This is a genomic window from Dapis brunnea BLCC-M229, from assembly GCF_050015995.1.
Classification (GTDB): domain Bacteria; phylum Cyanobacteriota; class Cyanobacteriia; order Cyanobacteriales; family Microcoleaceae; genus Trichodesmium.
Genome location: NZ_JBNHEP010000322.1, coordinates 22,030 through 27,368, shown reverse-complemented (window position 1 = coordinate 27,368; position 5,339 = coordinate 22,030). Strand labels below are relative to the sequence as shown.

Sequence of the window (5,339 nt, the reverse complement as noted above, 5' to 3'; positions counted from 1 at the left end):
TTCGGTCATAGGTGTAGCATTTAGTCGGGATGGAGAGACTATAGCAACTGCAAGTGCTGACAAAACAGTGAAGTTGTGGAGAAATTGGCGGATAGAAGATTTAACTAAACGCGGTTGCGAGTGGTTAAATGATTACCTAATTTCCCATCCTAAGGAATTAGAGGAACTCAGGATTTGCCAAACTTACGGACGAAAGAAAGTAGCTTCTCGTAATTTGGCAATAGTGGGAGAGAAATTAGCAAGGGAAAGCAAGGGGGAAAGAGAAAAACTTGAAGAAGCAGTAGCTAAATTCGAGAAAGCACTAAAATGGAACTCCGACCTTGACCTCAAGCCAAAAGTTAGGGCAGCATCATTAGCAGAGGCAGAAAAACTGATGGAGGAAGGCACGAAATTAGCCAGAGAAGGAAAAATAGAGGCAGCAATAGAAAAGTATCAACGAGCAAAAGAACTTGACAAAGTGGCATTTATCCCTACTTGGCAAAATATTGACCCAGAAGCTAAAGCCAAATATCAGGCAGTAGATGAATTTTTGGATAAAGGAAGTCAGCTTGTCAAAAAGGGAAAAGTTAAGGAAGCGATCGCTTCCTACCAAGAAGCAGAAAAAATCGACCCCACTCAAATTTCTGCTGATAATTGGGATGACCTCTGTTGGAATGGCAGTCTTTACAAACAAGCTGCTGATGTGATGTTTGCCTGTGAAAAAGCAGTCGCCCTTAGCCCTAAAGATGCCCTTATTATTGATAGTCGCGGACTTGCTAGGGCGTTAACTGGGGATATTGAACGAGCGATCGCAGATTTTCAGGTATATGTAGAATGGACTAGCAATGAGAAGAATAAAGCACAACGGCAAGAATGGATAAAAGCGCTCCAGGCAGGGAAAAACCCGTTTACTGATGAGGTGTTGAAGGAGTTGAGAGATTAGCCATCATCTTCCCAGTGGTAATTTCAGTTATCAGTTATTAGTACCAACCGCTGAAACCGGATTTGTTAGGACTTACCCATTGGGAATGAGCTTTGGGAATTTGAGATTGCTTCGCTATCGCTCGCAATGACAAAAATACATTATTTTGCGATAAGTCATATTGATATTCTAAAATAGAGAAGTACATTTATATAAAATATTATGACCATAAATGTCAAAGCCTTCTTTCAGGCAACAAACCCTGGTAAAGCCTTATTCCAAGATAACCAGGAAATAGAGCAAAAATACTACATTGACTTCTCCTCAGTACGCGGAGGACAAATAATTGAAGACCTCAAAGACAATATTGCCCTGTGGTCTCCCGACGAACCCACTTGTCAACTATTTACCGGACATATTGGTTGTGGTAAATCAACCGAACTCTGGCGACTCAAGCAACAGTTAGAAGCAGAAGGCTTTCACGTCATCTATTTCGAGTCAGACAAAGACCTAGAAATGGGAGATATAGACGTTAGCGATATTCTTCTAACTATAGCGCGACAAGTCAGCGAAAGTTTACAGACATTAGAACAAGTTAAATTAGAAGAGCCAAAAGGATTAAAAAGTATACTTGATGGAGTAGGCAAACTCCTACAGACAGAACTAGATATTTCTGCCGAAGCAGAATTAGGTGTACCCGGAGTTGGTCAAGTCAAAGTTGATGAAGAAGGGCTAGAATTCGTCGCCTTGGGAATAGGCAAAATAACTGCCAAAGCCAAAGCTAGTCCCCAACTCCGCAGCAAACTCAGAGACTATCTCGGACCCCGTACTAATGGAATTATTGAAACTATTAACCAAGAATTACTCGAACCTGCTCACGAAAAGCTGAAGCAGCACGGTAAAAATGGATTAGTAGTTATCGTTGACAACCTCGATAAAGTTGATAGTTCCCCCAAAATCTTGGGGGCGACCTCAACCAGAATATCTATTTGTCGATCGCGGCGAACAACTAACGGGTCTCCATTGTCATGTAATTTATACTCTGCCTCTAGCACTGCGATTTTCCAATGACTATGGTACATTAACTCAACGGTTCAAGAATACTCCCCAAGTCTTGCCAATGGTTTCCATACAGTCGCGGGATGGAAATAAATCTGGAGAAGGAATGGCACTACTCAGACAGTTAGTTTTAGCAAGAGCATTTCCCAATTTGGAGCCAGAAGAACGTCTAGAGAAAATCACCGAAATTTTTGACAGTGCGGAAACTCTAGATTATTTATGTCAGATGAGTGGGGGTCATGTGAGGAATGTATTGCGAATGCTCAATGATGCGATTAAAAAGCAAAAAGGGTTGCCTATTTCCCGTGAAAGTCTGGACAAAGTAATTCAAAATCTGCGCAATGAACGTACTCTGGCAGTGGAAGATGAAGAATGGGAGTTGTTGCGCCAAGTAGCAAAAACTGAAAAAGTTACAGGTGATGATGGAGATCAAAGGTTAATTAGGAGTATGTTTGTCTATGAATACCGAGATGATGAAGGGTCTTGGTTTAATATTAATCCCATATTAAAAGATGCGGTGGAGTTGAAAAAATGAAAAGCTTCGTAGTAGCGCGTCTAGCTTAAAATGTGGGTAAAGAGCAACCCGGAAGACCTCTCCCCAGACCCCTCTCCTTGCAGGAGAGGGGGAAAGACTCCCCCTTCCCTCGTAGGGAAGGGGGTTGGGGGGTTAGGTTTTTTTACCCACAATTTGAGCAACCCGGAAGACCTCTCCCCAGACCCCTCTCCTTGCAGGAGAGGGGCGAAGTCTTCTCCCCCTTCCCTCGTAGGGAAGGGGGTTGGGGGGTTAGGTTTTTTTACCAAAAAATAAGGTCTAAAGCCTCCCCTTTGAAGGGGGTGGAAAAAATAAACATCCATATTTCAAGCCTCTGGGTTTCCTACGGAATGCTGCGCAAACAGCCAGGGGTACTGATAACTGATAACTGATAACTGATAACTGAAATGACCCACAATTTTATTCTAGTTGAGATAAATTAGGCTTGTCTAAGATTAAGATTTAACGGGCTAAAGCCCAACTACAAACAAATAACTAATTATCCGATAATGCCAGATTTTAATCAAAATGAAGAATTATTGTCCGAGCTAATATTTGCTTTGGAAATGTCTCAAGGAGACTTTCGGCTATTTTTAGCCCGTTGTAATAATCTAACTCAGCGCGATCGCTTAATGGAAAGACTCCAGGAATCTTTTTCTGGAGACTTGGCAAAATTGCAGTTAGATGAGTCCGTGGGAGAACTTTATGCTACTATCTGCCAACAATTAGGAGAGCAACAACCAGATGCTTTTATGGTTTGGGGTTTTGAGTCAGTAAAGGATGTAGATAAATTGCTTGTATCCATGAGTTTAGTCCTAGACGAGTTTAGAAAAAACTTTCACTTCCCAATACTTTTATGGATAGATGCAGAGGTTTCCCGAAAGTTCATTCGCTTAATTCCTGATTTTGAAAATAGGGCAAGTCTAACTGTATTTGAAACTCCCACTCAAGAATTAATAGATTTTATTCAGCAAACGAGTGACTGTGTTTATCAAAAAGTTTTAGAAAGTGGGTCAGGAATATTTTTATATTCTACTGACCTGGGTTTAGCAGAATCTACTTATCAAGAGTTGATAAACGCTCGGCAGGAATTAGCAAATAGAGGAATCAGTTTAGAAACAGAATTAGAGGCAAATCTAGAATTTGTTTTAGGTAGAGCAGCAGATAATTATACTGAAATAGCATTAAACCATTATCAACGCAGTCTCGAACTTTGGCAACAAGTGAATAATTCGGTGCGAGTGGCTCACATATATTATTATCTGGGGTTATGGTGGCAGAGTTATGCAGTTAGACATCGGGTAGAAAAAGATATGGCTTTTCAGAAAGCTTGCTCATATTTCCAACAGTCAGTGGAAACATTTGACATTAGCGATCGCCCAGACTTAGTTGCTAAATTTATCAATGCTTGGGGAAAAATTTTGCAGCTTTTGGAACGTTGGGATGAGTTGGATATTGTTGCCAAAAGAGCAATAGAATTACATCAAACCTATTCATAAAATTCTCAGTTTAAAATAGATGAAAAATTGACAGAAAAATTTGTGGAAGACTTAGCTGAGGAGCTGGGAGAAATTCGTCCCATTGAGTTACAAGTCATGGGAGCGCAATTACAGAGAGAGAATATTACAACTTTGAAAAAATATCAAGAATTAGGAGATAATCCCAAGGCACAATTAGTAGAGCGATATTTAGCATCAGTGGTGAGAGATTGTGGAGCAGAGAATCAAAAATTAGCTTGGTTGATCTTAATGTTGTTCACTGATGAAAATAATACTCGCCCCCTGAAAACCCAAGCAGAGTTGGTGAAAGAAAGTGAGTTTAGTGCTGAAGAGTTAGAGTTAGTATTAAAGATTTTTGTAGATTCTGGTTTGGTATTTTTGTTGCCACAAAATCCAGTAGAGCAGTATCAGTTAGTACATGATTATTTAGTTGGGTTCATTCGGCGACGGAAAGGAAATGAAACATTAGAGGAACTGAAACAGGAACGAGAAAAACGACGGGAAGAACAAGAAAAACGACTACAGTTGCAAAAGCGACTGGTTATAGTTTCGGTTGCTGCTTCCTTAGTGATGGCGGTATTGGCAGGGGTGATGACAAAATTTGCCTTGAACGAACAAAGCGAAGGTAAAAAATCAGAAAAGCGAACTGCTATTGCTAGAGCAAATGAGGCTAGAGCGTTATCGACATCAGGTGAGCGATGGGATAGTCTCACGAGTGCGATGAATGGTCGGCAAAGACAAATCAATGGTAAATTTCAACCAACGGGTGAAGATGGTAGTACGATTACAAATGCTCTCCGAGTAGCAGTGTACAAACGCAATAAACAAGAAGAATATCGAGAGCGTAATCATTTGGATGACCATGAGAATTCGGTCTTGAGTGTCGCTTTTAGCCTTGATGGGAAGACTATTGCAACTGCAAGTGATGACAAAACAGTGAAGTTGTGGAACCGTCAAGGAGAATTATTGCAAACTCTGACAGGCCATGAAAATTCTGTCTTAAGTGTCGCTTTTAGCCCTGATGGGGAGATTATTGCAACTGCTGGTTACAAAACAGTGAAGTTGTGGAACCCCCAAGGAGAATTGTTGCAGACTCTTACAGGCCATGAGGCGTGGGTCAGGAGTATTGCTTTTAACCCTGATGGAAAGACTATTGCAACTGCAAGTGATGATAAAACAGTGAAGTTGTGGAACCGTCAGGGAGAATTATTGCAAACTCTGACAGGCCATGAAAATTCCGTCTTAAGTGTCGCTTTTAGCCCTGATGGGGAGAGTATTGCAACTGCAAGTTACAAAACAGTGAAGTTGTGGAACCGTCAGGGAGAATTATTGCAAACTCTGACAGGCC

The 5,339-nt window shown here is 41.0% G+C and carries 4 protein-coding genes; all 4 read left to right on the top strand.

The annotated features are described in order from the left end of the window. The coding region (locus ACP6PM_RS36825) for a tetratricopeptide repeat protein (RefSeq protein WP_472847526.1) at positions 1–922 on the top strand (922 nt) is incomplete at its 5' end. A gap of 201 nt (positions 923–1,123) precedes the next feature. Then, positions 1,124–1,972 (top strand): ATP-binding protein, encoded by an 849-nt coding sequence (locus ACP6PM_RS36820; protein WP_426591840.1) that lies wholly within the window; start codon positions 1,124–1,126, stop codon positions 1,970–1,972. A gap of 1,029 nt (positions 1,973–3,001) precedes the next feature. Further along, positions 3,002–3,991 carry a hypothetical protein gene (locus tag ACP6PM_RS36815; protein ID WP_426591839.1) on the top strand — a complete coding sequence of 330 codons (990 nt, stop codon included), beginning with the start codon at positions 3,002–3,004 and terminating at the stop codon, positions 3,989–3,991. A gap of 27 nt (positions 3,992–4,018) precedes the next feature. Beyond that, positions 4,019–5,339, top strand: a 1,321-nt coding sequence (locus tag ACP6PM_RS36810) for a WD40 repeat domain-containing protein (RefSeq protein WP_426591838.1), incomplete at its 3' end; no start/stop codon positions are given.

What these genes read in the sequence shown, in the direction of transcription:
- ACP6PM_RS36820 (WP_426591840.1), top strand. Translation starts at nt 1,124, where the DNA reads ATGACCATAAATGTCAAAGCCTTCTTTCAGGCAACAAACCCTGGTAAA.
- ACP6PM_RS36815 (WP_426591839.1), top strand. Translation starts at nt 3,002, where the DNA reads ATGCCAGATTTTAATCAAAATGAAGAATTATTGTCCGAGCTAATATTT.